The sequence below is a fragment of the Pseudomonas sp. RT4P38 genome (assembly GCF_054897765.1).
Genome location: NZ_CM142703.1, coordinates 1,142,220 through 1,166,995 on the forward strand (window position 1 = coordinate 1,142,220; position 24,776 = coordinate 1,166,995).

General features: G+C 58.6%; 19 protein-coding genes. 7 read left to right on the forward strand and 12 right to left on the reverse strand.

The annotated features are described in order from the left end of the window. The first annotated feature begins 268 nt into the window (after positions 1-268). The 3 genes from ptsP to ACYZT7_RS05275 are packed head-to-tail and all read left to right on the forward strand — an operon-like array spanning position 269 to position 5,822. Positions 269-3,130, forward strand: coding sequence for a phosphoenolpyruvate--protein phosphotransferase (gene ptsP, locus ACYZT7_RS05265; RefSeq protein WP_462040222.1), 2,862 nt, complete (start codon positions 269-271; stop codon positions 3,128-3,130). Then, the gene (pfkB, locus tag ACYZT7_RS05270; protein WP_462040223.1) at positions 3,130-4,071 is read left to right on the forward strand and encodes a 1-phosphofructokinase; all 942 of its coding nucleotides are present in this window, start codon (positions 3,130-3,132) and stop codon (positions 4,069-4,071) included. The genes ptsP and pfkB overlap by 1 nt, the downstream gene beginning before the upstream one ends. Before the next feature lie 11 nt (positions 4,072-4,082). After that, on the forward strand, positions 4,083-5,822 hold the full coding sequence (locus tag ACYZT7_RS05275) for a PTS fructose-like transporter subunit IIB (RefSeq protein WP_462040224.1): 1,740 nt from the start codon (positions 4,083-4,085) through the stop codon (positions 5,820-5,822). Positions 5,823-5,993: 171 nt separating this feature from the next. Here the strand turns inward: ACYZT7_RS05275 and ACYZT7_RS05280 are convergent, their stop codons facing one another. Together ACYZT7_RS05280 and ACYZT7_RS05285 are read right to left on the reverse strand one after the other, a co-directional pair. Continuing rightward, positions 5,994-6,251, reverse strand: coding sequence for a bacteriocin immunity protein (locus ACYZT7_RS05280; protein ID WP_111450450.1), 258 nt, complete (start codon positions 6,249-6,251; stop codon positions 5,994-5,996). After that, a complete protein-coding gene (locus ACYZT7_RS05285) occupies positions 6,248-7,162 on the reverse strand; it encodes an S-type pyocin domain-containing protein (RefSeq protein WP_462040225.1) in 915 nt (304 codons plus the stop codon). The genes ACYZT7_RS05280 and ACYZT7_RS05285 overlap by 4 nt, the downstream gene beginning before the upstream one ends. 660 nt (positions 7,163-7,822) lie before the next feature. Between ACYZT7_RS05285 and ACYZT7_RS05290 the strand changes: the two genes are divergently transcribed. Together ACYZT7_RS05290 and ACYZT7_RS05295 are read left to right on the forward strand one after the other, a co-directional pair. Next, complete coding sequence (locus ACYZT7_RS05290) at positions 7,823-8,128, forward strand: DUF6124 family protein (RefSeq protein WP_462040226.1); 306 nt, start codon at positions 7,823-7,825, stop codon at positions 8,126-8,128. A 77-nt stretch (positions 8,129-8,205) separates the two neighbouring features. Further along, entirely contained in the window at positions 8,206-9,747 is a 1,542-nt protein-coding gene (locus ACYZT7_RS05295) for an alkaline phosphatase D family protein (RefSeq protein ID WP_462040227.1), read from the forward strand. 184 nt (positions 9,748-9,931) lie between these two features. Here the strand turns inward: ACYZT7_RS05295 and ACYZT7_RS05300 are convergent, their stop codons facing one another. The 3 genes from ACYZT7_RS05300 to ACYZT7_RS05310 form a co-directional block, all read right to left on the reverse strand. Next, the gene (locus ACYZT7_RS05300; protein WP_462040228.1) at positions 9,932-10,297 is read right to left on the reverse strand and encodes an endonuclease domain-containing protein; all 366 of its coding nucleotides are present in this window, start codon (positions 10,295-10,297) and stop codon (positions 9,932-9,934) included. A 235-nt stretch (positions 10,298-10,532) separates the two neighbouring features. Then, complete coding sequence (locus ACYZT7_RS05305) at positions 10,533-13,061, reverse strand: PepSY domain-containing protein (RefSeq protein WP_462040229.1); 2,529 nt, start codon at positions 13,059-13,061, stop codon at positions 10,533-10,535. Positions 13,062-13,193: 132 nt separating this feature from the next. Beyond that, the gene (locus ACYZT7_RS05310) at positions 13,194-15,455 is read right to left on the reverse strand and encodes a TonB-dependent receptor (RefSeq protein WP_462040230.1); all 2,262 of its coding nucleotides are present in this window, start codon (positions 15,453-15,455) and stop codon (positions 13,194-13,196) included. Between the two features lie 207 nt (positions 15,456-15,662). Between ACYZT7_RS05310 and ACYZT7_RS05315 the strand changes: the two genes are divergently transcribed. Both ACYZT7_RS05315 and ACYZT7_RS05320 read left to right on the forward strand, forming a co-directional pair. Next, the gene (locus ACYZT7_RS05315; RefSeq protein WP_008148973.1) at positions 15,663-16,343 is read left to right on the forward strand and encodes a Fe2+-dependent dioxygenase; all 681 of its coding nucleotides are present in this window, start codon (positions 15,663-15,665) and stop codon (positions 16,341-16,343) included. Between the two features lie 57 nt (positions 16,344-16,400). Further along, positions 16,401-17,108 (forward strand): tetratricopeptide repeat protein, encoded by a 708-nt coding sequence (locus tag ACYZT7_RS05320; protein WP_462041741.1) that lies wholly within the window; start codon positions 16,401-16,403, stop codon positions 17,106-17,108. Here ACYZT7_RS05320 and ACYZT7_RS05325 read toward each other — a convergent pair. The 7 genes from ACYZT7_RS05325 to ACYZT7_RS05355 form a co-directional block, all read right to left on the reverse strand. After that, positions 17,105-18,106 carry an alpha-xenorhabdolysin family binary toxin subunit B gene (locus ACYZT7_RS05325; RefSeq protein WP_462040231.1) on the reverse strand — a complete coding sequence of 334 codons (1,002 nt, stop codon included), beginning with the start codon at positions 18,104-18,106 and terminating at the stop codon, positions 17,105-17,107. The genes ACYZT7_RS05320 and ACYZT7_RS05325 overlap by 4 nt on opposite strands. A gap of 48 nt (positions 18,107-18,154) precedes the next feature. Then, positions 18,155-19,225, reverse strand: coding sequence for an alpha-xenorhabdolysin family binary toxin subunit A (locus tag ACYZT7_RS05330; RefSeq protein ID WP_462040232.1), 1,071 nt, complete (start codon positions 19,223-19,225; stop codon positions 18,155-18,157). Between the two features lie 172 nt (positions 19,226-19,397). Then, positions 19,398-20,561 (reverse strand): type III PLP-dependent enzyme, encoded by a 1,164-nt coding sequence (locus tag ACYZT7_RS05335; RefSeq protein ID WP_462040233.1) that lies wholly within the window; start codon positions 20,559-20,561, stop codon positions 19,398-19,400. Positions 20,562-21,020: 459 nt separating this feature from the next. Continuing rightward, positions 21,021-22,178, reverse strand: coding sequence for an osmoprotectant ABC transporter ATP-binding protein OsmV (locus ACYZT7_RS05340; protein WP_462040234.1), 1,158 nt, complete (start codon positions 22,176-22,178; stop codon positions 21,021-21,023). After that, positions 22,175-22,828 carry an ABC transporter permease gene (locus ACYZT7_RS05345; RefSeq protein ID WP_462040235.1) on the reverse strand — a complete coding sequence of 218 codons (654 nt, stop codon included), beginning with the start codon at positions 22,826-22,828 and terminating at the stop codon, positions 22,175-22,177. Before ACYZT7_RS05345 ends, ACYZT7_RS05340 begins: the two co-directional genes overlap by 4 nt. 12 nt (positions 22,829-22,840) lie before the next feature. Further along, a complete protein-coding gene (locus ACYZT7_RS05350; RefSeq protein WP_462040236.1) occupies positions 22,841-23,734 on the reverse strand; it encodes a glycine betaine ABC transporter substrate-binding protein in 894 nt (297 codons plus the stop codon). A 20-nt stretch (positions 23,735-23,754) separates the two neighbouring features. Then, a complete protein-coding gene (locus ACYZT7_RS05355) occupies positions 23,755-24,471 on the reverse strand; it encodes an ABC transporter permease (protein ID WP_462040237.1) in 717 nt (238 codons plus the stop codon). Positions 24,472-24,776 lie beyond the last annotated feature (305 nt).

Genomic DNA, 24,776 nt, shown 5'->3' on the forward strand with positions numbered 1-24,776 from the left:
CATTTTCACCAATCCTACCCGATTCAGGCAGACGACCATTGTCGCAACGCATCCGACAATTGGACTTCAAGGATGAGACATTATCGAGTAACGTGCCAATCATTCTAGATTAAACGTTTCAGCAGGCGTATTTTCTACGTTCTAGGCTCCATTGTCGGTTCTGCCGTGAAACCGCCAAATCTGCCTCCTGAAAAGGTTTGCTTATTGAGCCTAAGCTGAATCATTCAAAACAATACCTGGCGTCACAAGACGCCAAAAAGGAGAAAGTATGCTCGAGCTCACCATAGAGCAGATTTCCATGGGCCAGTCGGCTGTGGATAAGTCCGCAGCGTTGCACCTGCTGGCCCAGCATCTGGTCGCCGATGGCCTGGTGGACGACGGTTATCTCGCCGGGTTGCAGGCGCGCGAAGTACAGGGCTCGACCTTTCTCGGTCAAGGTATTGCCATCCCCCACGGTACGCCGGAAACCCGCGATCAGGTGTTTTCCACCGGCGTGCGGCTGATGCAGTTCCCCGAGGGTGTGGATTGGGGCGACGGCCAGATCGTCTACCTGGCGATTGGTATTGCGGCCAAATCCGATGAGCACCTGCGCCTGTTGCAACTGCTGACCCGTGCCCTCGGTGAAACCGACCTGGGCCAGGCGCTGCGCCGCGCCAGTTCCGCCGAAGCCTTGTTGAAACTGTTGCAAGGCGCGCCGCAAGAACTGGCGCTGGATGCGCAGATGATCGGCCTCGGTGTATCCGCCGATGATTTCGAGGAACTGGTTTGGCGCGGTGCACGTTTGCTGCGTCAGGCCGACTGTGTGAGCAACGGTTTCTCTGCTGTGTTGCAACAAGTCGAAGCGCTGCCGCTGGGCGATGGCCTGTGGTGGTTGCACAGTGAGCAAACGGTCAAGCGTCCGGGTCTGGCCTTCGTTACGCCGGACAAACCCATACGCTACCTCGGCCAGCCGCTCAGTGGCCTGTTCTGCCTGGCCAGCCTCGGTGAAGCCCATCAGGCATTGCTCGAACGCCTTTGTGCGTTGCTGATCGAAGGTCGCGGCCATGAATTGGGCCGCGCCACCAGCAGCCGCAAAGTCCTCGAAGTCCTGGGCGGTGAGCTGCCGGCCGATTGGCCCAGCGCTCGCATCGCGCTGGCCAACGCCCACGGGTTGCACGCGCGCCCGGCGAAGATCCTCGCGCAACTGGCGAAGAGTTTTGAAGGCGAAATCCGCGTACGCATCGTTGATGGCCAGGACAGCGCCGTGTCAGTGAAGAGCTTGAGCAAACTGCTCAGCCTCGGCGCCCGTCGCGGTCAGGTGCTGGAGTTCATCGCGGAACCGAGCATCGCCGCCGATGCCTTGCCCGCCTTGTTGGCCGCTATTGAAGAAGGCCTCGGTGAAGAAGTCGAACCGCTGCCAGCCGTGAGTCAACAGCGCGAAGTGATCGCCGATGTGGCCGAGGTGATCCTCGCGCCAGCCTCCGGCAGTCTGGTTCAGGCCATTGCCGCCGCACCGGGCATCGCCATCGGCCCGGCGCACATTCAAGTGCTGCAAACCATTGATTACCCGCTGCGGGGTGAGTCTGCCGCCATCGAGCGAGAGCGCCTCAAACAGGCGTTGGCGGACGTGCGTCGCGACATTGAAGGCCTGATCGAACGCAGCAAGTCCAAGGCCATTCGCGAGATTTTCATCACTCACCAGGAAATGCTCGACGACCCGGAATTGACCGATGAAGTCGACACCCGTCTCAAGCAAGGCGAAAGCGCCGAAGCGGCGTGGATGGCGGTGATTGAAGCGGCGGCCAAACAACAGGAGTCGCTGCAGGACGCCTTGCTCGCGGAGCGCGCCGCCGACTTGCGTGATATCGGTCGTCGGGTATTGGCGCAGTTGAGTGGCGTCCAAACCCCGAGCGAGCCTGAGCAACCGTACATTCTGGTGATGGATGAAGTCGGTCCGTCCGATGTCGCCCGCCTTGATCCGGCCCGCGTCGCCGGCATTCTCACCGCCCGTGGCGGCGCCACCGCTCACAGCGCAATTGTCGCCCGAGCCCTGGGGATTCCGGCGCTGGTCGGTGCCGGCCCGGCCGTGTTGCTGCTGGCGCCGGGCACGCCATTACTGATTGATGGTCAACGCGGCCGCCTGCACGTGGACGCCGACGCGGCGACCTTGCAGCGCGCTACCGAAGAGCGCGACACCCGCGAGCAACGTCTCAAAGCGGCCGCCGAACAACGCCATCAACCGGCGCTGACCACCGACGGTCATGCGGTCGAAGTGTTCGCCAATATTGGTGAAAGCGCGGGTGTCACCAGCGCGGTAGAGCAAGGCGCCGAAGGGATTGGCCTGCTGCGCACCGAACTGATTTTCATGGCCCACTCGCAAGCGCCGGACGAGGCGACCCAGGAAGTCGAATACCGCCGCGTCCTTGATGGCCTGGCCGGTCGTCCCTTGGTCGTTCGCACCCTCGACGTCGGCGGCGACAAACCGCTGCCGTACTGGCCGATTGCGAAAGAAGAAAACCCGTTCCTCGGCGTGCGCGGCATTCGCCTGACCCTGCAACGTCCGCAGATCATGGAAGCGCAATTGCGTGCCTTGCTGCGTGCTGCCGACAACCGCCCGCTGCGGATCATGTTTCCCATGGTCGGCAGCGTCGACGAATGGCGCCAGGCTCGGGACATGACCGAACGTCTGCGTCTGGAAATTCCGGTTGCCGACCTGCAACTGGGGATCATGATTGAAGTGCCGTCGGCTGCATTGCTGGCGCCGGTGCTGGCCAAAGAGGTCGACTTCTTCAGCGTCGGCACCAATGACCTGACCCAATACACCCTGGCCATCGACCGTGGTCATCCAACCTTGTCGGCCCAGGCTGACGGCTTGCATCCGGCGGTGTTGCAACTGATCGACATCACCGTGCGCGCGGCGCATGCCAACGGCAAGTGGGTCGGCGTGTGCGGCGAGTTGGCGGCCGATCCGCTGGCGGTGCCGGTGCTGGTCGGTCTCGGTGTGGATGAGTTGAGTGTGTCGGGTCGCAGCATTGCCGAGGTCAAGGCGCGGATTCGCGAACTCAACCTGGCCCAGACCCAAATCCTTGCCCAGCAGGCCCTGGCCGTGGGCAGCGCAAACGAAGTGCGCGCATTAGTGGAGGCCCTGTAATGGCCAAGATCCTAACCCTGACCCTCAACCCGGCGCTGGACCTCACCGTCCAGTTGCCGGTTCTTGTACCCGGTCAGGTCAACCGTAGCGACGAGATGCACACCCACGCCGCCGGTAAAGGCGTGAACGTGGCGCAGGTGCTGACGGACCTCGGGCATCAGCTCACGGTCAGCGGTTTCCTCGGGGAGGACAACCTTCAAGCGTTCGAAACCCTGTTCGCCAAACGCGGTTTTATCGACGCGTTCATCCGTGTTCCGGGTGAGACTCGCAGCAACATCAAACTGGCGGAAAGCGATGGGCGCATCACCGACATCAACGGTCCCGGACCCTTGGTGAGTGAGGCAGCGCAGCAGGCGTTGCTCGATCGCCTCGACCAGATTGCGCCGGGGCATGACGCGGTCGTCGTTGCCGGCAGCCTGCCTCAAGGCATCAGCCCGCAATGGTTGCAGGCGTTGATTGTGCGTTTGAAAAATCTCGGTTTGAACGTGGCGCTGGACACCAGCGGCGAAGCGTTGCGGGCCGCGCTCCAGGCCGGTCCGTGGTTGATAAAGCCGAACACCGAAGAGCTGGCCGACGTGCTGGGCTGCGATGTGGTTTCGGTGGCCGCCCAGGCGCAAGCGGCTAGCCGCCTGCACGCTCAAGGCATCGAACACGTGGTGATCTCCCACGGTGCCGACGGGGTGAACTGGTTCAGTGTCGGCTCGGCGCTGCATGCCACGCCGCCCAAGGTCAGTGTCGTCAGCACGGTGGGCGCAGGCGATTCGTTACTGGCCGGCATGCTCCACGGTTTGCTCAGCGCCGACACGCCTGAACAGACCTTGCGCACCGCCACGGCGATTGCCGCGATGGCGGTCACCCAGATCGGTTTCGGTATTGGCGACGCCACGCAGTTGGCGCGACTCGAACAGGGCGTGCGCATGCGCACCCTGACAGAACAATAAGAGGGTTTGTAATGAAGTTAGCGATTGTTACTGCCTGCCCGAATGGCATGGTCACCAGTGTGTTGTGCGCCCGTTTGCTCGATGCAGCGGCTCAGCGTCAGGGCTGGAGCACCAGTGTCGAAGTCAACGATGCCGCGCACCCTGAACGTCAATTGTCGGCGGCCACAATCGAGGCGGCCGAGTGGGTGTTGCTGGTGACCAGCGCGCCTGTGGATATGTCGCGATTCGTCGGCAAACGGGTCTTCCAAACCACTCCGGCGCAAGCCCTGCAAGATGTTGAAGCGGTGCTACGGCGCGGTGCTGAAGAAGCTCAAGTCCACGTCGCGCCCGACGTCGTCGCCGAGCCTGCTGCCCTGGTAAAAAATGCGCCGCGACTGGTTGCAGTCACCGCATGCCCGACCGGCGTTGCTCACACTTTCATGGCCGCTGAAGCCTTGCAGCAAGCGGCCAAGCGTCTGGGCTACGACCTGCAAGTGGAAACCCAGGGTTCGGTCGGTGCGCGCAATCCCTTGAGCGCCGACGCCATTGCCGATGCTGATGTGGTGCTGCTGGCGGCGGACATCGAAGTCGCCACCGAGCGTTTCGCCGGCAAGAAGATTTACCGTTGTGGCACCGGCATCGCCCTCAAACAGGCCGAGGCGACGCTGAACAAGGCGTTGGCCGAAGGCACGCAGGAAACCGCATCGACCGGTGCCAAAGGCCCGGCAAGGCAAGAGAAAACCGGTGTCTACAAACACCTGCTGACGGGCGTGTCGTTCATGCTGCCGATGGTGGTGGCGGGTGGTCTGATGATCGCCTTGTCGTTCGTGTTCGGCATTACGGCCTTCAAGGAGCCCGGCACGCTCGCGGCAGCCCTGATGCAGATCGGCGGCGAGACCGCGTTCAAGCTGATGGTGCCGCTGTTGGCGGGTTACATCGCCTACTCGATTGCCGACCGCCCGGGCCTGGCGCCGGGGATGATTGGCGGTCTGCTGGCAAGCACCTTGGGCGCCGGTTTTATCGGCGGGATCATTGCCGGTTTCATCGCCGGTTACGCGGCGCAGGCGATCAATCGTTATGCGCGCTTGCCGCAAAGTCTTGAGGCACTGAAACCGATTCTGATCATCCCGTTGCTGGCGAGTCTGTTCACCGGTCTGGTGATGATCTACGTGGTCGGTAAACCGGTGGCAGGGATGCTCGAAGGGCTGACGCACTTCCTCGACAGCATGGGCACCACCAACGCGATTCTGCTCGGTGTGTTGCTGGGCGGGATGATGTGCGTCGACCTTGGCGGGCCGATCAACAAAGCCGCGTATGCGTTCTCGGTGGGGCTGCTGGCGTCGCAAAGTTATGCACCGATGGCCGCGACCATGGCGGCCGGCATGGTGCCACCGATTGGCTTGGGTATCGCCACGTTTATCGCGCGACGCAAGTTCGCCCAGGCTGAACGCGAGGCCGGTAAAGCCGCGTTGGTATTGGGGTTGTGCTTTATCTCCGAAGGCGCGATTCCGTTTGCCGCCAAGGACCCGTTGCGGGTGATCCCTGCGAGCATTGCCGGTGGTGCGCTGACGGGGGCGTTGTCGATGTATTTCGGCTGCAAACTGATGGCGCCGCACGGCGGGTTGTTCGTGCTGGCGATCCCGAATGCGATCAACCATGCGCTGCTGTATTTGCTGGCGATTGTGGCGGGGAGTTTGCTGACGGCGGTGGCGTATGCGCTGCTCAAGCGACCGGAAGTTGTTGAGCTGGCACTCGAACCAGCCAAGGCCTGACACCAAACCCTGTGGGAGCGGGCTTGCTCGCGAAGACGGGCTGACATTCACTAAATATATTGGCTGTCAGGCCGCTTTCGCGAGCAAGTCGGATCGCCGCACCGCCTCTCCCACAAGGGATCTGCTGTGTTGGCAGATTTCTGTGTCATGTCCCGGTAACGTCGTCATGCTTCATTTTTCTTTGAATCCCGGCAAGCCCTGAGCTGCACGCCATTCCTTGATCTTGCGTGTGATGCCTTCTGCCGAATCATCAGCATCGTCTTCCGGGTAGAAGATCAAGTCAGAGCCTGCAGGATGCCCACATATGGTGTTGAAGTGATGCACAAGCTTGTTCTCTTCCTCTTCGCTTTCATCGTTCCCTAGGATGCGTTGAAGCATCCCGATGAATTCTTCTTCTGTGTAATCTGAAACACTACTTTTTATGGTCATTGCCTGTCCTCCCGGTGAATTTCGACGTGCCGCTTCGGTGTAACTACGGAGAGACTATCCACGTCATAAACTGCACCTCCATTCTTGATGTGCTCAATATGATGTATTTCGTAGCGAGCGTTTTCTCCGTTGTGTTCCGGCCTTTGGGCAAATGGTGCTTTGTCATTCAAGAGCTTGCCTCTGTTAGTCGGTTTGAACTGGCTGAGTAGCTCGGGATCATTTCCAACGGCGGTCCAAAACGCGGCCCTGAAAGCGTCGAAGTCTCTGAAGTTTTGTCCTCGTAGCACATCCGCAATCCGCGTTGGAATGGGGGCGCCTAGCCCGGTGCCTGCCCCAGCAAGCCAAATCCCTGCCACATCCTCACCCATCCCCGTAACGCCACCCGGCTCATACCGAGCGTTGAGCACGATGTAAATCGGCTCAAGCCCCGCGTCGGCAGGAAACCAGATGATCGCATCCTGATACTCGGGCGGATGCTCCGGGTTCACCAGGATCTTGTTGGCCTGCTCGGTGGGCGGGTAGACCCAGATCGTCGGCAGCGGTGGGGCGCCTTCCAGGGCGGGGACCGTTGGGGCGTCGTCAGGATTTGCCGCGGGCGTCCAGGTCAGGCCAATGCCGTTGCCGATGTCAGCAACAAACTTCTCGCCTTCTTGAGTGGCCTTGATGACCGGGACAAACTCCCAGTCTTTTTTCCCGCCTGTGTAAAAGCCGTAAGCGTTGACTGAGCCATCCGGCAATGTCTTTACGTTGATACGGACACGGGTTCGCCCCGTATCCAGCATTGCGTATTGCTCATTTTGGTAAAAGGCACTGTCTGGCGAAATGCTGGTGTTCGGCATCAATAGCGCAACTGTCCCGACCGCTGCACCAGTCGCCACAACCGCTGAGCCGGGCGTTGGCGTCCAGTTCATGCTTTTCGTTCTTGGCAGATACTGCTGCGCCCGCATCCTGGAAGGCCTGGATCTCCTCCCTGGTGGGTAGTTGTCTTGGGGCGTGCAGAAAGTCCGGGGATTCCGGGAAACCGAGCTTTTTCATCAGCGCTTCTTGTTCGTCCCTGGGCAATCCCGGCGTGTAGCCGGGTTTGCCTCGACCCTATCCGGGACGCTCAGGCGTAGGCGTTAGGACGTTTCCTAAAAGCGGCGCTGAAATTTCCTATTTCATGGTGTTGCGAGCGGGAGAGGGGAATAGCTTGGGATCGACTGTAGTCCGGCATATGGCTTCGGAAATCGCGATGTTTTGCATCAAAATGCCGTCGTCCTGAGGGCTACACGACGTTGCGTCGTTGCCTACAACTGCGCCAGAATCCGCCGGCTTGTGCGCCTTAGGGGCTGTCGGTAACTTGGTTCTCGTCACTGCCCATCAGTGATCGGGTTTAGTAGCCCGTGGTTTCCCATGGCGTATAGCGCACCAGACAGTCAGGTATCCCATCCCTGTACTTTATGGTGGCTGTGCGTAGGGCGCCCTCGGGCGCGCCGGCTTCCTGGGTCCCCGGTCTACTAACCTGCGCACAGCTGCCACCCTTCTTATTAGTAGAGAGGCAGTGGTAGCTCTCACGTATAGGACCCCAAATAATGTTCAAATCTATGCCAAACCCGCCGGACACCGATCCGGTCGCTCCATCCGATCCCAACGCTGCAATCATCAACCAGACTCAACGCACACCCAGCAAAATCTTCTTCATCGCCCCCGAAACCGACAACCGGACGTTGCTGGAATACGCGTGTGAATCGCTGGCATCAGCGAATGTCATGGCGAGTGACTTCGCGAGCTTTCTGCATGGATCACAGAGCAACACGATGTTGGGGATTCAGCAGTCGATCATGTTGGGAGAACTGGCGGTGAACCGGGTGCTGGATAATCTGGATCCGCCCGGCTAGTCGCCGGATACTGTGGGAGCGTTTTCACATGGACGTCATGCGTACATGTTTAAGTTTTCCTTTTCAGGGAGAACACCATGAGCGAATTCGACCTCGGCCGTCGTCGTGTCATACAAGCCGTCGGTGCCGGGCTGCTGTTGCCAGGCCTGGCACCGGCGGTCATTGCCTCGGTCAAGGATCGTCCGCAACTCACCGATGGCGTGCAGTCCGGTGACGTGCAGGGTGACCGGGCGATGATCTGGAGCCGCTGCGATCGCCCGGCGCGAATGGTGGTGGAATGGGACACCCGCAGCCTATTCAGTAACCCTCGTCGTTTTGTCTCGCCATTGGCCGATTCCAATACCGATTTCACTGCCCGCGTCGAACTCACGGGCCTGCCCGCCGACCAGGCGATTTTCTACCGTGTGCACTTCGAAGACGCCCAGAGCGGCGTCGCCAGCGAACCGTGGTTTGGCCATCTGCGCAGCGTGCCGCAAACCCGTCGCGACATCCGTTTCGTCTGGAGCGGCGACACCGTCGGCCAGGGCTTCGGCATCAACCCGGACATCGGCGGCATGCGTATCTACGAAGCGATGCGTTTGCGCCTGCCAGACTTCTTTATCCACAGCGGCGACACCATCTACGCCGACGGTCCCGTACCTGCGCAGCTCACCACAGAGAGCGGCCGTGTGTGGCGCAACATCACCACTGAAGCCAAGAGCAAAGTCGCGGAAACCCTCGATGAATATCGCGGCAATTACCGCTACAACTTGATGGACGAAAACATCCGCCGCTTCAACGCCGAGGTCCCGCAGATCTGGCAGTGGGACGATCATGAAGTGGTGAACAATTGGTCGCCGGGCAAGCAACTCGATGAGCGCTACAAGAGTAAAGATATCCACAGCCAGGTCGGTCGCGCGCGTCAGGCCTGGCTCGAATACGCACCGATGCGGTTGCAGAGTGCCGATGGCGGTGGGCGGATTTATCGCAAGCTCAGTTACGGTCCGTTGCTCGATGTGTTCGTGCTCGATATGCGCAGCTATCGCGAAGCCAATGACGACAACCTGGGTGCCGCCAAGCCGTTCCTCGGCCGTGAACAACTGGACTGGCTCAAGCGTGAATTGAAGGCCTCCAATGCCCAGTGGAAAGTCATCGCTGCCGACATGCCGATTGGTCTCGGCGTACCGGATGGTGAAGTCAGTCCCGGTGTGGCGCGTTGGGAAGCCGTGGCCAACGGTGATCCGGGTCCGGCCCAGGGGCGTGAGCTGGAAATCGCCGAGTTGTTGGGCTTCCTGCGGGCGCAGCAGGTGCGCAATTTTGTCTGGCTGACGGCGGATGTGCATTATTGCGCAGCGCACCACTACCATCCGGAGCGTGCGGCGTTTCAGGATTTCGAACCGTTCTGGGAATTTGTCGCCGGGCCTTTGAATGCGGGGAGCTTCGGACCTAATCCGCTGGATAAAACCTTTGGCCCGCAGGTGGTATTCGAGAAAGCACCACCGGCACAGAACACTTCGCCGTTTGCCGGGTTTCAGTTTTTTGGTGAGGTGAATATTGATGGGCAGACGGGGGAGATGAGTGTGGTGTTGCGGGATCTGGATGGGGTTGGGGTGTTTGAGCAGAAGCTGCAGCCAGTCTGATAGATCCACCCCTCACCACAACCCTCTCCCCAGAGGGGAGAGGGGGAAAGGGGGCAGATCTTCATCGTTTTTGAAGCCTGAGTTCGACGCGGAATTTCAGGTCGCAGAATGTCTAAAGAAACCCTCGGTCAGTCCCCTCGCCCTCCGGGAGAGGGTTAGGGTGAGGGGGGATTTAAGATCAGAATCACGACGTTCGATTCACAGCAATCCTCATGATTTGTTCAAGCACTTCACTCATCCGCTCAATTACCTCCAGATTGCTAAACCGCACTACCTCAATACCTTGCTGCTGAAGGTAAAGCGTTCGACGCCGGTCATGTATTTTTGCCGCTGTCTCGTAATGCTGACCACCATCCAGTTCGATGGCCAACTTCAGTTCCACGCAATAAAAATCCAGGATGTACGGCGGGCACGGAAACTGTCGACGAAATTTCAGATTGGCGATTTGCCGAGAACGAAGTTTTTGCCAGAGCAGGAGTTCGCAGTCAGTTTGATTGGTGCGCAGATAGCGGGCGAATTGGCGTTGGTTGGAGGTGGGGCGGGTGGGCATGCTTCACGTCCGTGTGAAGGGGGGATGGAGGTTTTACTGTAGTCGGGATTTTGGGGACGACTTGAAATCGACCCCTCACCCCAGCCCTCTCCCCAGAGGGGAGAGGGGGAAAGGGGGCTAATCGGGGGCTTTTCAGAGCCTGAGTTCGACGCGTAATTTCAGGTCGCAAAATTTCTAAAGAAATCCACGGTCAGTCCCCTCGCCCCTTGGGGAGAGGGCTAGGGTGAGGGGGCTATTAGTAGACGTCGCGTCGGTAGCGGCCTTGCTCGATCAGGCGGTCGACCTCTGCCATTCCGAGTATTTCGTTGAGCACGTGATCCACCCCCGACGCCATCCCTTGCAAGCTGCCGCAGATGTAAATGACCGCACCCTCGGCCAGCCATTTTTTCAACTCGCCCGCCGACTCGCGCAGTCGATCCTGCACGTAGATCTTCTCGGCCTGATCCCGCGAGAACGCCAGGTCCAACTTCTCCAGATCCCCCGAAATCAGCCATTCCTCAAGCTCGGCGCGGCACAGGTAGTCATGTTCCCGATGACGTTCGCCGAACAACAGCCAATGACGTTGCTGCCCATCGGCGATCCGCGCCTTGAGCAAGCTGCGCAGCCCGGCCAGGCCGGTGCCGTTGCCCAGCAGGATCATCGGTGCCGGTTCGACTGGCAGGTGGAAACCGCTGTTGCGCCGTACGCGCAAGCTGATGGTGCCGCCCACAGGAGCGTGTTCGGTCAACCAGCCGGAGCCGACGCCCAGGCTGCCATCGGGGTGCAGTTCCTGGCGCACGATCAGTTCGAGGATGCCGTCGGCGGCGATCGAGGCGATGGAGTATTCGCGCATGGCCAGGGGCACCAAGGCATTCACCAGTGCCTGAGCGTGCAGGCCGACCAGATGGGTTCTGTTCTCGGGCAGTTGTCGACTGGCGAGGGCTTGCTCCAGAGGTTGCGACAGGTCATCGAGCGTCACCGTGGCCCGACCGTCAATGCCCAGGCCATCGAGGAAATGTTCGATCGCCCACGGACAATTGCGCGGCAACACTTCCACCAGGTCACCGGCCAGCCAGCTGCTTGTGGTCGGGGCTGTGAGGCCCAGCAAGTACACGCCTGAACCCGTGCTGTCAGGGTTGAGCAACTCACGGCGGGTCAGGTTCCAGTTGTCATAGCTTGGCGCTTGCCAAGTGTCCACGGGCGCCTGTCCGGTCAGCAGACCCAGTTGTTGCTGCCAGTGACGCAAGGCGTAAGGGTCGCCGCTGTCGACTTCTACCGGCGCGAACAGGGTCTTGCCGCCATGCTCGCCCAGCCAGGTGTGCAAGCCTCGGGCGAAACCGCAGAAGTGCTGATACTGCCGATCACCGAGGCCGAGCACGGCGTAGTTCAGGCTTTCCAGGCTCAATGCCTGGCCCAGCACTTTGCGCTCAAACCTGCGGGCACTGTCCGGCGCTTCACCGTCGCCGAAGGTGCTGACCACGAACAGCGCATTGCCGGAATCACGCAGATCCTGTTCGCTGACATCCGCCAGCGGCTGAACCTTCACCGGCAATCCGGCTGCCTGCAATTGCCCGGCGGTCTGCCACGCCAGTTGTTCGGCAAACCCGCTCTGGCTGGCGAAGCCGATCAGCCATGCGGGAGCGTCGCTACCCGGTTGCGCGAGACCTTTGCGGGTATCCTTGATCTGCTTTTTCTTGCGTCGACGATCGAGGTACAACAACCAACCGGTGACGAAAAACAGCGGCATGGTCAGCGCGGTAATTGTCAGGATAATCCGCCCGACAATGCCGAAGTAGCTGCCGACGTGCAGCGCGTAAATGCTGGTCAGTAGTTGCGCCTTGAGGCTCTTGTCGCTGTAGCGGTCATGCCGTTTGACGATGCCGGTCACCGGATCGAGGCTGATCTGGTTCTGCGCGCGGTCGTGGGGCGAGCTGCTCAAAAGGTAGAACACGTTGGCCGGCTGCCCGGCCACGGGCGGCATGCGGATGTTGTAGGCGCTCAGTGCAGGACCGGCAGCGCTGTAGATGCTGCTCCACATCACTGCGTAATCGGCGGTGGGCGCCGGGCCGCTCGGTGCAGGGCCACGACCGCCCCGAACACGCTCGTTCTGCGGCGAGTCGGAAAGTAATTGGGTCAGACCCTTGTTGTACCACTCATAGGACCAGGACAACCCGGTCAGCGCCGCCAGAAGGTAAAACGCCATGCACCAGGTGCCGGCCACCGAGTGCAAATCCCAGTTGAAGCTGCGGCCCTTTTTCTTCCAGTCGAGGGTCAGCCAGGCGCGCCAGCTTTTCCACTGACGTGGCCAGCGCAGGTACAGACCGGACAGGCAGAAGAACACCAGAATCAGCGTGCACGCGCCGGTGATCTGCCGACCGGTATCGCCCATGGCGAGGAAGCGGTGCAGTTGCAGCATCAGGCCGAAGAAGTCCTGGCCAGTGGCATCGCCCATGAACTCGGCGGTGTACGGATCGAAGTAGCGCATCTCGCCGCGGCGTTCACCCGGTGGCGGGGTAAAGGACACCCGCGCGGCGTTGCCGCTGTCAGTCTCGACCCAGAGCATCGCGACTTTCTTGCCGGATGCACCCTCGATTTTCTCCACCAGCTCAACGGGCGGCAGGACGCCAGCGACCTGCTTCTCGACCTGCAACACAGAAGGGTTCAGCGCGCGCAGGATTTCATCCTGAAACGACACCGTCGCCCCGGTGATGCCCATCAGGGCCAGGACCAGTCCGGCGCTGATGCCGAAAAACCAGTGCAACTGGAACAGGGTTTTCTTCAACACGTCGCTCGCCTTGTTCGTTCGGAAATAATCATCACGGCGCGCATTATGCCGTGGGTTGTCGAGAAACATTCTTTTTTACGCACAAAAGCCCCGTTCACCTGGATGAACGGGGCCTTGGTCTTCACGCTTCTATCAGAAGTGGAAGTTGGCGCTCAGCAGGGCGGTACGACCCGCCGCCACGTGGGCGTAGTGGTTCTGCAGTATCTGGTCGAAGTAACGCTCGTCGGTCAGGTTCTGTACGTTGAGTTGCAGGTCGACGTTCTTGGTCAGGCGGTAGCTGGCCATCGCGTCGTAACGCCAGTAGGACGGGATCTCCACCGAGTTGACGACGTTGCCGAACTGGGAATCGACGTAGGTCGCACCGGCACCGACGGTCAACTTGTCCGGCACCAGATCGTAGGTCGACCAGAACGTGAAGTTGTTCTGTGGAGTGCTTGGCATGTGGTTGCCTTCATCGGCGGCGAGGGTGGTTTTGACCACTTCGCTGTCCATGTAGGTGTAGCCGCCGAAGACTCTCCAGTTACGAGTCAGCTTGCCGGCGTAGCTCAGTTCCAGGCCATTGACCTGCTGTTCGCCGTCCAGCACTTGAGTGGTGCCGCCGTCCGGATCGTTGATGCGGGCGTTGGTTTTCTCGGTGCGGAACAGTGCGGCGGTCAGCGACAGGTCGTCACCGAAGAAGTCCCACTTGGTGCCGATCTCGTAGTTGCGGTTCTTTTCCGGGTCCAGATCGCTGTTGTTCGCCGCCAGTTCCAGGCCACCGTTGCCGCTGGTTTCACCGGACGGGTTGCTGGAGGTGGAGTAGGCCGCGTAGATGCTGCCGTTAGGCAACACGTTGTAGACCACGCCGATCTGGTAGTTGACCAGGTCGCTGGTGTTCTCACGGGAGAAGTCGTTCGCTGGAGCGGTGCTGCTAGCGTTCGCGTGGCCGCTGGATTCGACCTGGTAGTTGTCATAACGCAGGCCCAAGTTCAGGGACCATTGCTCGTTGAACTTCAGCGTGTCGAACACGTAGGCCGCAGCGGTTTTGGTGTCGGTGTCGGTGAACGCGGCACTGTCGGTGATCCTGCCGTTCCAGTTATCCCCAGGCGTCGGGTTTTGCAGGCTGGTGCAGTCGCCGGAGTTGAACAGGGCACGGTTGCAGCGGGTGCCGCTGGCGGTCGAGGTCAGGATGTACGGGCGGTTGTGGGTGTCTTGATAGGAAAACTCAAGGCCGGTGACCAGGCTGTGTTCGATGGCGCCGGTGTTGAACTTGGCACTCAGGTCAGTCTGGTTGATCCAGCCGCTGGACGTCGAATTACGGCTTTTCGCGCCGCGATACACGTTGCCATTGACCGCGTTGCCCTTGCTGTCGTCCGGGTTGGTGACGATGTAGTCGAGGGTCGAACGGGACATGCGGAAGCTGTTCGAGACGGTCAGGTCATCATTCAGATCGTGTTCGATCTTGAGGGTGCCGCTGTCGTTGCTGGTCTGGCGATAGTCGCGACCGGTGAGGCCGTAGAAGTTGTCGCGATCAACATGCACAGGTTTATCGACGTTGTACTTGCTGCGGTTGGGGCTCAAGGTCAACGGGAGGCCGTAGTCGGGCATGTCGTCGGTTTCGACGTGGTAGTAGCCGACGGTCAGGCGGGTGTCGGTACCCAGGCCGAACGCGAAGGAAGGTGCCACGCCCCAACGGCTGACGTCCACGGCATCACGGCCGGCGACGTTGGCTTCATGCTTCATGAGGTTCAGACGGAAGGCCGAGGTGTCGGTCATCTGCTGGTTCAGATCGAGGGTGGTGCGCTTGGTCTGGTCCGAGCCCCAGGTGAAGCCGCCGTTGTAGGCATTGCCCAGCTTGGCGGTCTTGCTCACCAGGTTCAGGCTGCCACCGGTGGAACCCGCGCCGGTGAAGGCCGACCCCGGGCCCTTGCTGACTTCGATCGATTCTACGTTGAAGATCTCGCGGCTCTGGGAGGCCGGGTCGCGCATGCCGTCGATGAACACGTCGCTTTCTGCGTTGAAGCCGCGAATGATCGGACGATCGCCAGCCGGGTTGCCGCCTTCACCGGCACCAAACGTGATACCCGGTGTGGTGCGCAACGCGTCGACCAGGCTGGTGGCGCCCGTGTCGCGAATCACTTGTTGCGGAATCACGGTGACGCTTTTCGGCGTCTCACGCAGTGGCGCGGTGTACTTCTTGTTGGCCGAGGTATCGGTCTTGTAGGAGGTCTCGTCCTGAGCTTCGCCGTTGATAGCGGTAGCGCCCAGGGAAATCACATTGCTCGGTGCTTTTTCGTCGGCCTGTTCAGCCGCGAAAGCCATGTGGCCCGCAGAGCCGGCAGTGATCGCCACGCCAATTGCAGACGCGAGCAAACGCGGTGAACTGACCGGTAATTGTAATTGTTGGCGTGACATGAGAATTCCCCTCCCCAAGGATTTGAGGCCGCGGAATATAGGGTAAACAGGTATTTGTATCAATTGCGAAACTTTACTATTCGCATTAAATTTACATTCTTTACAATTTACCCTTACGGTTTTTGGCGTCTCGTTCGTCGTGGGGGTTTTACACGGGCAATAAGAATCAATACCATTGCCGCCTCTTTGTCTTCAGGTGTCATCCCCATGCTGCTGCATATTCCCGGCGTGTTCGCGAAAGAAGAAGTGCAGCGCATCCGCGAAGCTCTGGAGCAGGCAGATTGGGCTGATGGAAAGATCACCGCCGGTTACCAGTCGGCCAAAGCCAAGCACAATCTGCAACTGCCCGAAGGTCACCCGCTGGCCAAGGAAGTCGGCGCGGCGATGCTTGAACGGCTGTGGAAAAATCCGCTGTTCATGTCGGCGGCGTTACCGCACAAAGTTTTTCCTCCGTTACTGAACTGTTACACGGCCGGCGGCAGTTTCGACTTTCACATCGACAACGCCGTGCGCCAGCCCAAGGGCAGCATCGAGCGGGTGCGCACCGATCTGTCGGCCACCCTGTTCTTCAGCGAGCCGGACGACTACGACGGCGGTGAACTGGAAATCCAGGACACTTTCGGCACTCAACGGGTGAAGTTGCCCGCCGGTGACATGGTCTTGTACCCCGGCACCAGCCTGCACAAGGTCAATGCCGTCACCCGCGGCACCCGATACGCCTCATTTTTCTGGACCCAAAGCCTGGTTCGCGAAGACAGCCAGCGCGCCTTGTTGTTCGAGATGGACGGAGCGATCCAGCAGCTGACCCAGGACATGCCCGATCACCCTTCGCTGATTCGCCTCACCGGCACATACCACAACCTGTTGCGTCGCTGGGTCGAGGTGTAAGTGTCAGACTTTCGTTTACGCCGAGAGGAAGTCCTCGACGGTGATCGGCTCAAATCAATGCTCGAGGAAAGCCCGGCGCGGGCGGCTCAGGCGATTCTGCTCGCCGCCCGCGAAGGCGTGCTCGATGCTCAGGCACTGTTGGGGCAGATTCTGCTGGACGGGCAGGGCATCGAACGGGATCAGCCGCTGGCCGTGCGCTGGTTCGAGATCGCCGCCCAGGGCGGACATTTGATGGCGCGCAACATGCTCGGTCGTTGTCATGAACATGGCTGGGGTTGCGTCACCGATGCCTCGGTAGCCGCAAGGCATTATCGTCAGGCTGCTGAAGCGGGACTGGATTGGGCGATGTACAACTACGCCAATCTGCTGGCGACTGGACGTGGTGTGGTGGTGAATCAGCTGCAAGCCTTGAGTCTGTATCGACAGGCGGCCGAATTGGGCCATGCGAAGTCCATGAATCTGCTGGGACGTTATCTGGAAGATGGTGAGGTTTGCCTTGCCGATCCACTCGCGGCACGGCAGTGGTATCAACGATCTGCCGAAGGCGGGGATTTTCGAGGTCAGTTCAGTTACGCGGCGCTGTTGGCAGGTGAAGGGCAGGTTGACGAAGCAATGTCCTGGTTACGCCGGGCATTGGCCGACGGTAACCAGAACTTTCTGCGGGTAAGCGGGGAAGCGTTACTCAACGCTCCACATCCCGGGATTCGCGCAATGGCTCAGCAATATCAGCAACGGGCGACCCAACTCGCTCAACAACTGAATTAACCGCGCAGCCACTGACCTCTGAGGTTTTCAAGGTGTGGCGTAAAAGACTTCGCATGAGCTACTAGTTGATGACCCTTTTTGATGATGTCGTTTTCGGCATCCTGGGTGATCGCATCCAGAAGCTGCGACAGTGACTCAACGATTTTGCTCGTTTCATCCGCATAAATGTTTCGGGGCTCGATCACTTTTTTTGTATCGTTCAGCTGTTTGGTCTTCTTGTCGTTGTCACTCATCTGTGCGACCAGCGAGTCCAGACGTTCCTGGCGCGCGTTGAGGCGGACCCGCAGCGTCGTTCGAGCTTTGATCAAGCCCTGGTATTTGATCAGTTCGTTAGCCTCATCAAGAAGCTTGTTCGCGACCACCAGGCCCGCCTTCATTGCTGCGGTTTCAGGCGTTTCAGGTTGGGTGCCGATCATCCCGGTCAGTTGCGCAAACAGCGGTTTCAGGCGATCGATAAAGGTGAGACTTTCAAACAGGCTGATCGCTTTGTTCAGGGTCTTTTCATCTTCGAGAAGCAAATCCACAGGTGGCTTTTCTTTGTCCAACTCTGCGGCCAGTGCCTCGCGGGCTTCCGCTAATTCGGCAATTCTGAACCTGTTATTACTGATGGGGGCGTTTTTGACACTGAAGACAGCGTGGCTCAATTCCGTCTGTAACTCATCCAGCTTTTCTGTGCACATTGTGATCAATTGGTCGGCGATTTTTGTATAGGATTGAATGACTTTTTCAGTCTCTGCATTTGTTTCGTCTTCTGTCAGTGCGACCAGCGCTTCCAGCGTATCACGCAGCGCTTTGGTATCCAGGCTGATGATGGCAGAAGTTAATGTCCTGGAGACTGCCTGGTCCGTGCTGGTGATCTCGGCATTAAGTTTAAGAAGTTCATTTCTAAGCGCTTCAATATATAAGTCTGCAGAGCCGATAATAGCTTGATAACGGATAGTTTCCCGGCTGTCACGAATCAGCGACATATCAGGTGCGGTAAACAATAGAGTTGTCATAAATATCCTTATTTATGGAGGGTTTTGCTAAAGGGAGGAATGGTAGAGTCAGTCGAATGCAGTGGTAAGGGCTTTTGCGTTAGCATCCACTTTTTTCCAGTCTTCGAGAACAACCCGTAGGCTCGTAACAAATGTTCTTAACGACAGGAATTCGTGAATGCCATCAATTTTGTTTTTTGACGAGTCGATATATTCGGAAATTGTGATCCACAAGGTTTCCAGCAGGGCGGTGCTGCTGACAGCACCGATAATGTAAGTGTCTACGCTGTACAGACGATTATGCAGCGTCTGCAACGTTCCCGTGAGCACATGCTTCTTGCGGACTTGCTCGGTGAGTTCATCCCTCTGACGAATCAAGGGGGCGACGTGAACGTCTTGAAGCAGTGCTTTCGTCCGCATGTAAAGGCTCCCCACCGGGGAAGCGACAGCCATGAAATAGTCGAAAAAATTGGGCTCGTGTTCCCGGGTTTTTTCATCGACCAATTGCTGGGCTGCATCAATGTCGGCATTGAGTTTGGTGATCTGGGCATTCAATTCATGACCGCCGGCCAGCTTCAGCTTTTCGCCAATCATTACCGATATCTCATTGCTCAACTCATTTTTGAAAGCGCCGAGACGCAGCTGAATGTCAGTGCTACTCATCCTTTTCTGTTCAATTGAGCTGGCAATAAAGTGGATGGAGTCTTTGATAGTGGGGAACCTGTTTTTCTCATCTTGTCCAACTTTCAAAGGTGGAAGACTGGCGATTTCTTCTTCGGTCAGCCCGTCGAGAGTGCCGAGGTAGTTTTTGTAACCAGGCATTGTCACAATAGCGTCGATAATATCTTTCCCGAAGGAGGAGAGGTCCGCATGAAAAGCATTAAGGCCACTGGCAACTTTTTTCATCGATAATTCGATATCGTTCCAGCTATTCGCGTTATTAATGATTTTAGTAAAAGTACTGACAATGTCATAAGGCTCTAGGTTGGCAATGCCAGTGGCTTCGCTTTCCAAGAGCTTTTGAACTTCTCCGATGGTGATCGGAAGTGCTTTTACAGTGCTGATGTATTCTTTGATTCGTGCGATGTCGCTTTTTGTGATAATCGGTGGAGATGCAGTGGTTGTGACATTGAGTTGCATGATTGAAATCCTTTTCAAGTAATGGGCTGAGTGCGCAGCATAACTTTACTTTGGATGTTGTCAGTTGATTAATCTGTAACTTTTTTTGGTGGTTGGAAAGTGGGGTGTCTATCGATGTAAATATAAAAAAACCCGTGAGCGATCACGGGTTTTTTATACAGTCTATACGGGGTTAAACGTAAAACGACTTCAGCGGCGGGAAGCCATTGAATTCAACCGCGCTGTAACTGGTGGTATACGCACCCGTCGACAGCCAGTACAAACGATCACCAATCGCCAGGTTCAGCGGCAAACCGTACTTGTAGTTTTCGTACATGATGTCGGCGCTGTCGCAGGTTGGGCCGGCGATAACCACTTCTTCCACTTCGCCTTTCTTCTCGGTCCAGATCGGGAACTTGATGGCTTCGTCCATGGTTTCGATCAGGCCGGAGAACTTGCCTACATCCGTGTACACCCATCGCTCGACGGCGGTACGGGATTTACGTGCAACCAGCACCACTTCGCTGACCAGGATGCCGGCGTTGGCGATCAGCGAACGGCCTGGCTCCAGAATGATTTCCGGCAGCTCATCGCCAAAGTCTTCCTTGAGGAAACGGATGATTTCTTCAGCGTAGGTTTCCAGACTGTTGGTGCGGGTGATGTAGTTGGCCGGGAAGCCACCGCCCATGTTGATCAGCTTCAGGTGGATGCCGTCTTCTTCTTTCAGGCGTTCGAAGATCACTTTGACCTTGGCGATCGCCGCGTCCCAGACGCTGATGTCGCGCTGTTGCGAGCCAACGTGGAACGAGAGGCCGTACGGCACCAGGCCCAGGTCGCGGGCGAGGATCAGCAAGTCCATGGCCATGTCGGTCTGGCAGCCGAATTTGCGCGACAAAGGCCAGTCAGCGGTGGTCGAGCCCTCGGTGAGGATGCGCACGTAGACTTTCGAACCCGGTGCAGCCTTGGCGATGTTGCGCAGATCGGCTTCGGAGTCGGTGGCATACAGACGCACGCCCTTCTCGTAGAAGTAGCGAATGTCCTTGGATTTCTTGATGGTGTTGCCGTAGCTGATGCGATCCGGGCCAACGCCCTGATTCATCACTTTATCGAGCTCGTAGATCGAGGCGATGTCGAAGTTCGAGCCTTTCTCTTTGAGCAGGTCGATGACTTCGACGGCCGGGTTGGCCTTGACCGCGTAGTAGACCTTGGCGAATTCGAAACCGGCGCGCAGGTCGTCGTAGGCCTGGCTGATCATCGCGGTGTCGATCACCACGAACGGGGTTTCTTGTTTGTCGGCGAAGGCCTTCATTTTCTGGAAGGTATCGCGCGCGAAATAGTCTTCGACGTTGATCGACATGCTGGGAACTCCTACTGGCAAACTAGATTAATCAATGGGTGCAAATGAACGTCCTCCGTATCCCCACTTTGGTTCGCCTACTTCCCAAGGCATGTCGCCGAAAGCAAAAAGGCCACGGGAGGCGGTGCTTCCCTTGGCCTTGCTGTCTCGTCGTCAGTACTTGAGCCGGATGGATCGTTTCCAGCATGGACGTTCGGCGCGAACTTTAGGGCGTGAGGGGCTTGAGATCAACAAAAAATGTCGCGTTTTTGCACACATCCGTCGTGCGGTCCCGGACAGTTACTGATGTAACCGACCTGCATGACAGTGTGATGTTCCCCTGGCAGCGCGATTTGAGGTGTTTCAGAGGGATCTGTGGCGGCCCATTCGCGGGCAAGCCTCGCTCAGGTTCGGTGTCGTGCAAAAAATAGACGCACGACACAAATCCAAGGAGCGAGGCTTGCCCGCGAAGACGTCAGATCAGGCCAACGCTGTCTCGGCCGGCGAAACAATGCTGGTCTTGCCCCCACGGGACTTACCGGAACTCAAGTACTCGGCAATCGATTCCTGGGTCACCTCCCCAAGGAACACCCGCTCGGCATCCATCACCGGCAACCACGAGCGATTGAACTCGTACATACGCGACAGCAGGATGCGCAAATGCTCGTCGTAGGCTGCAGTGGCGTTGAACTCGCGCAGGTATTGCGCGCAGGTGCCGGTTTGACGGTGCAGGTCGCGACGGCGCACGTAGCCCAGTGCTTTATTGTCGGCGCAAGTGACCACCACGTAGCGACGGTCAAGCTCGTCCATCAACTCCAGGGCTTCAGCCACTGGCGTTTCCGGGCTCACCGACGGTGCGTTGTCCGCTGCATCTTCGGCTTTCACCAGCAACAGACGCTTGAGGGTACTGTCCTGGCCGACGAAGTTGCTGACAAAGTTATCCGCCGGGTGCGCCAGCAGCGTGTCCGGGTGATCGATCTGCAGCAGTTTACCTGCGCGGAAGATCGCAATTTTGTCGCCCAGCTTGATCGCTTCGTCGATGTCATGACTGACCATGATCACGGTCTTGTTCAGCGCCCGCTGCATCTCGAAGAACTCGTTCTGGATCATCTCGCGGTTGATCGGATCCACCGCGCCAAACGGTTCGTCCATCAACAGCAACGGCGCATCTGCTGCCAGCGCACGAATCACGCCGATCCGTTGCTGCTGGCCACCGGACAATTCACGCGGGTAGCGAGTCAGGTATTGCTTGGGCTCAAGCTTGATCATGCTCATCAACTCGCGGGCGCGGTCGTGGCATTTTTGTTTGTCCCAACCCAACAGGCGCGGAACGATGGTGATGTTTTCCTCGATGGTCATGTTCGGGAACAGACCGATCTGCTGGATCACATAACCGATGTTGCGGCGCAGGGTCACGGCGTCGAGGTCGGTGGTGTCTTCGCCGTTGATCAGGATCTTGCCGGAGGTCGGCTTGATCAGGCGGTTGATCATCTTCAACGTGGTGCTTTTGCCGCAGCCCGATGGCCCGAGGAACACACAGATCTCGCCTTCATTGACGGTCAGGCTTACCGAGTCCACGGCTTTCACATCTTTGCCGTTGCTTTGGAAGGTTTTGCTGAGGTTTTGAAGTTCGATCATTTGAGTAATCCTTTTGGAGTCAGCGTGCGTTGCAGCCATTGCAGAAGCAGGTCGGCGAAGATGGCCAGAAGACTGACCAGCACGGCGCCGACGATCAGCATCGACATGTCGCTGCGGCTGATGGAAGCGAGAATGAGTACACCGAGGCCACCGGCGCCGATGGTCGCGGCGATGGTCATGACACCAATGTTCATGACCACGGCGGTGCGCACGCCGGCGAGGATCACGGGCACGGCGATCGGCAACTCGACCATGCGCAGGCGCTGGCCGAAGGTCATGCCGATGCCGCGGGCGGCTTCGCGAATGCCCGGTTCGACGCCGGTCAGGGCGAGGTAGGTGTTACGCATGATCGGCAGCAGCGAATACAAAAACACCGCGGTAATCGCCGGCATCGGCCCCAAGCCCTGGCCGAACTTGGAGTAGAACGGCAGCAGCAGGCCGAACAGCGCAATCGACGGCACCGTCAGCAGCACCGTGGCGCTGGCTTGCAACGGGCCGGCGAGGGTCGGGAAGCGTGTCATCAGGATGCCCAGCGGCACGCCGACCAGAATCGCCAAGGTCACGGCAATACCGACGAGGGTGATGTGCTGCCCGGTCAGTTGCAGGACCAGCGGCCAGTCGAGATGGAAAAAGGCGTTCAGAAATTCCATGTCTTTTCCTCCTTAGTTGAGTGGGTGCTGGCGCAGGAAATCGGCGGCAACGGATGAAGGGCTTTCGTGATCGACATCGACCCGCGCATTGAGCTGGCGCATGGTGGCGTCGTCGAATAGTTCAGCCAGCGGCTTGAGTTCTTCGGCGAGTTTCGGGTGAGCGTCGAGGTAGACCTGACGCACCACCGGCGCGGCGGTGTAGTCAGGGAAGTAGTGCTTGTCGTCTTCGAGCAGTTTCAGCTTGAAAGCGTTCAAACGACCGTCAGTGGTGTAGACCAGACCGGCAAACACCTGACCATTGCGTAGGGCGGTGTAGACCAGCCCTGCATCCATCTGGCGGATGTTTTTGCGGGTCAGGTTCATGCCGTAGAGGTCCACCATGCCGTCCAGACCGTCGGAGCGGTTGGCGAACTCGGTGTCCAGCGCCACCAGGTGATGGGTCTTCGCCTCAGCCTGCATTACCGTGTTCAGCTCGCTGATGGTGTTGATCTGCGGGTAGGCCTTCGCGGTGTTTTCCGGCAGGGCCAGGGCGTAGGTGTTGCTGAATTTCGACGGGGTGAGCCAGATCAGGCCTTTTTTCGCGTCGAGTTCTTTCACCTTGGCGTAGGACTGAGCGCTGTCGAGCTTTTCAGTGACATGGTTGTAAGCCACCAGCGACACGCCGGTGTATTCCCACATCAAATCCAGTTGGCCACTTTCGTGGGCGCTGCGAGCCAGGTTGCTGCCCAGACCGCCGGTCACCTGAGTGTCGTAACCCTTGGTGCGCAGGTATTGGGAGGTGATTTCCGCCAGCAGGGTTTGTTCGGTGAACACCCGGGCGCCAATGCGGATCACGGGTTTTTCAGCGGCGTGGGCAAATCCTGCGAACAGCAGGACGCAGCCCAATAATAAGGTCAGTCTTTTCATAAAAATTCCTTTGCCGAGGCTTAATACGGGCGCAAGCCGCGTTCGAGCCAGAGGCGGCTGGCGAGTGTCACCAGTCCGTCGAGCAGCAAGGCCAGCAGGGCGGTGCATGCCGCGCCGAGCAGCAGTTGCGGCTGATTGTTCAGGGCGATGCCGGGGAAAATCAGGCTGCCCAGACTGTTGGCGCCGATCAGGAACGCCAGCGGTGCGGTGCCGACGTTGATCGCCAGGGCCACGCGCACGCCTCCGATGATGATCGGCACGGCGTTCGGCAGTTCGACCCGCCACAGCACCTGAGTCGGCGTCATGCCGATGCCGACGGCCGCTTCCTTGAGCGATCCCTGAACGTTTTTCAGGCCTTCATAGGTGTTGCGCACGATCGGCAATAGCGAGGCGAGGAACAGGGCGAAAATCGCGGGGCCGCTGCCGATGCCGAGGATACCCAGGGCGATGGCCAGTACGGCAAGAGGCGGCACGGTGTTGCCGATGTTGAAGATCTGCATGAAGCGTTCGGCGCGTCCAACCATGGTCGGGCGGCTGAGGAAGATGCCGGCGGGTATGCCCACAACGAGGGCGGCGAGCATGGAAACGAGGACAAGAATCAGATGAGCTTGCAGGTAAAACAACAAATCGTCGCGGTAATGTTCGATCGTGTTGGTGCCAATCCAGTGGACCAGCAGGGCCAGAAGGGCGACGACAACCGCACCTCCTATCAGCCCTTTGCCATAGCGAATAGCCACAGGCGGACTCCTTTTTTCTTTGTCGGCGAACGCAGTCCCGTGTGGCAATGCCATTCCTGGCTGCCGGGAAAACAACGTTCGCGAGAAGCAGCGCGTTCTATGTCCTCAAAGGGACATGAATCGAGCCATAAGCGCAGCCTCGTCAGGCCAACTTGCTGATTTTTCAGCCCCTGGTACGAGTGCAGTAACAGGGGAGTGGACGCCTCCACCTTTTAAAAGGTTCCATATTTAGCAGCAATTAGCCACCCTTGATGTCCCTTCGGTCCCGTCGTTTGCCTTTGGCGACAGGGCGAGCGGTGGTCCGT

Excerpts from the sequence above, each read along its gene's own strand:
- ACYZT7_RS05350 (WP_462040236.1), bottom strand. The coding sequence starts at position 23,734 with ATGAAAAGACTGACCTTATTATTGGGCTGCGTCCTGCTGTTCGCAGGA.
- ACYZT7_RS05275 (WP_462040224.1), top strand. The coding sequence starts at position 4,083 with ATGAAGTTAGCGATTGTTACTGCCTGCCCGAATGGCATGGTCACCAGT.
- ACYZT7_RS05320 (WP_462041741.1), top strand. The coding sequence starts at position 16,401 with ATGCTCGAGGAAAGCCCGGCGCGGGCGGCTCAGGCGATTCTGCTCGCC.
- ACYZT7_RS05345 (WP_462040235.1), bottom strand. The coding sequence starts at position 22,828 with ATGGAATTTCTGAACGCCTTTTTCCATCTCGACTGGCCGCTGGTCCTG.
- ACYZT7_RS05330 (WP_462040232.1), bottom strand. The coding sequence starts at position 19,225 with ATGCAACTCAATGTCACAACCACTGCATCTCCACCGATTATCACAAAA.
- ACYZT7_RS05295 (WP_462040227.1), top strand. The coding sequence starts at position 8,206 with ATGAGCGAATTCGACCTCGGCCGTCGTCGTGTCATACAAGCCGTCGGT.
- ACYZT7_RS05290 (WP_462040226.1), top strand. The coding sequence starts at position 7,823 with ATGTTCAAATCTATGCCAAACCCGCCGGACACCGATCCGGTCGCTCCA.
- ACYZT7_RS05285 (WP_462040225.1), bottom strand. The coding sequence starts at position 7,162 with ATGAACTGGACGCCAACGCCCGGCTCAGCGGTTGTGGCGACTGGTGCA.
- ACYZT7_RS05325 (WP_462040231.1), bottom strand. The coding sequence starts at position 18,106 with ATGACAACTCTATTGTTTACCGCACCTGATATGTCGCTGATTCGTGAC.
- ACYZT7_RS05300 (WP_462040228.1), bottom strand. The coding sequence starts at position 10,297 with ATGCCCACCCGCCCCACCTCCAACCAACGCCAATTCGCCCGCTATCTG.
- ACYZT7_RS05340 (WP_462040234.1), bottom strand. The coding sequence starts at position 22,178 with ATGATCGAACTTCAAAACCTCAGCAAAACCTTCCAAAGCAACGGCAAA.
- ptsP (WP_462040222.1), top strand. The coding sequence starts at position 269 with ATGCTCGAGCTCACCATAGAGCAGATTTCCATGGGCCAGTCGGCTGTG.
- pfkB (WP_462040223.1), top strand. The coding sequence starts at position 3,130 with ATGGCCAAGATCCTAACCCTGACCCTCAACCCGGCGCTGGACCTCACC.
- ACYZT7_RS05335 (WP_462040233.1), bottom strand. The coding sequence starts at position 20,561 with ATGTCGATCAACGTCGAAGACTATTTCGCGCGCGATACCTTCCAGAAA.
- ACYZT7_RS05310 (WP_462040230.1), bottom strand. The coding sequence starts at position 15,455 with ATGTCACGCCAACAATTACAATTACCGGTCAGTTCACCGCGTTTGCTC.
- ACYZT7_RS05315 (WP_008148973.1), top strand. The coding sequence starts at position 15,663 with ATGCTGCTGCATATTCCCGGCGTGTTCGCGAAAGAAGAAGTGCAGCGC.
- ACYZT7_RS05280 (WP_111450450.1), bottom strand. The coding sequence starts at position 6,251 with ATGACCATAAAAAGTAGTGTTTCAGATTACACAGAAGAAGAATTCATC.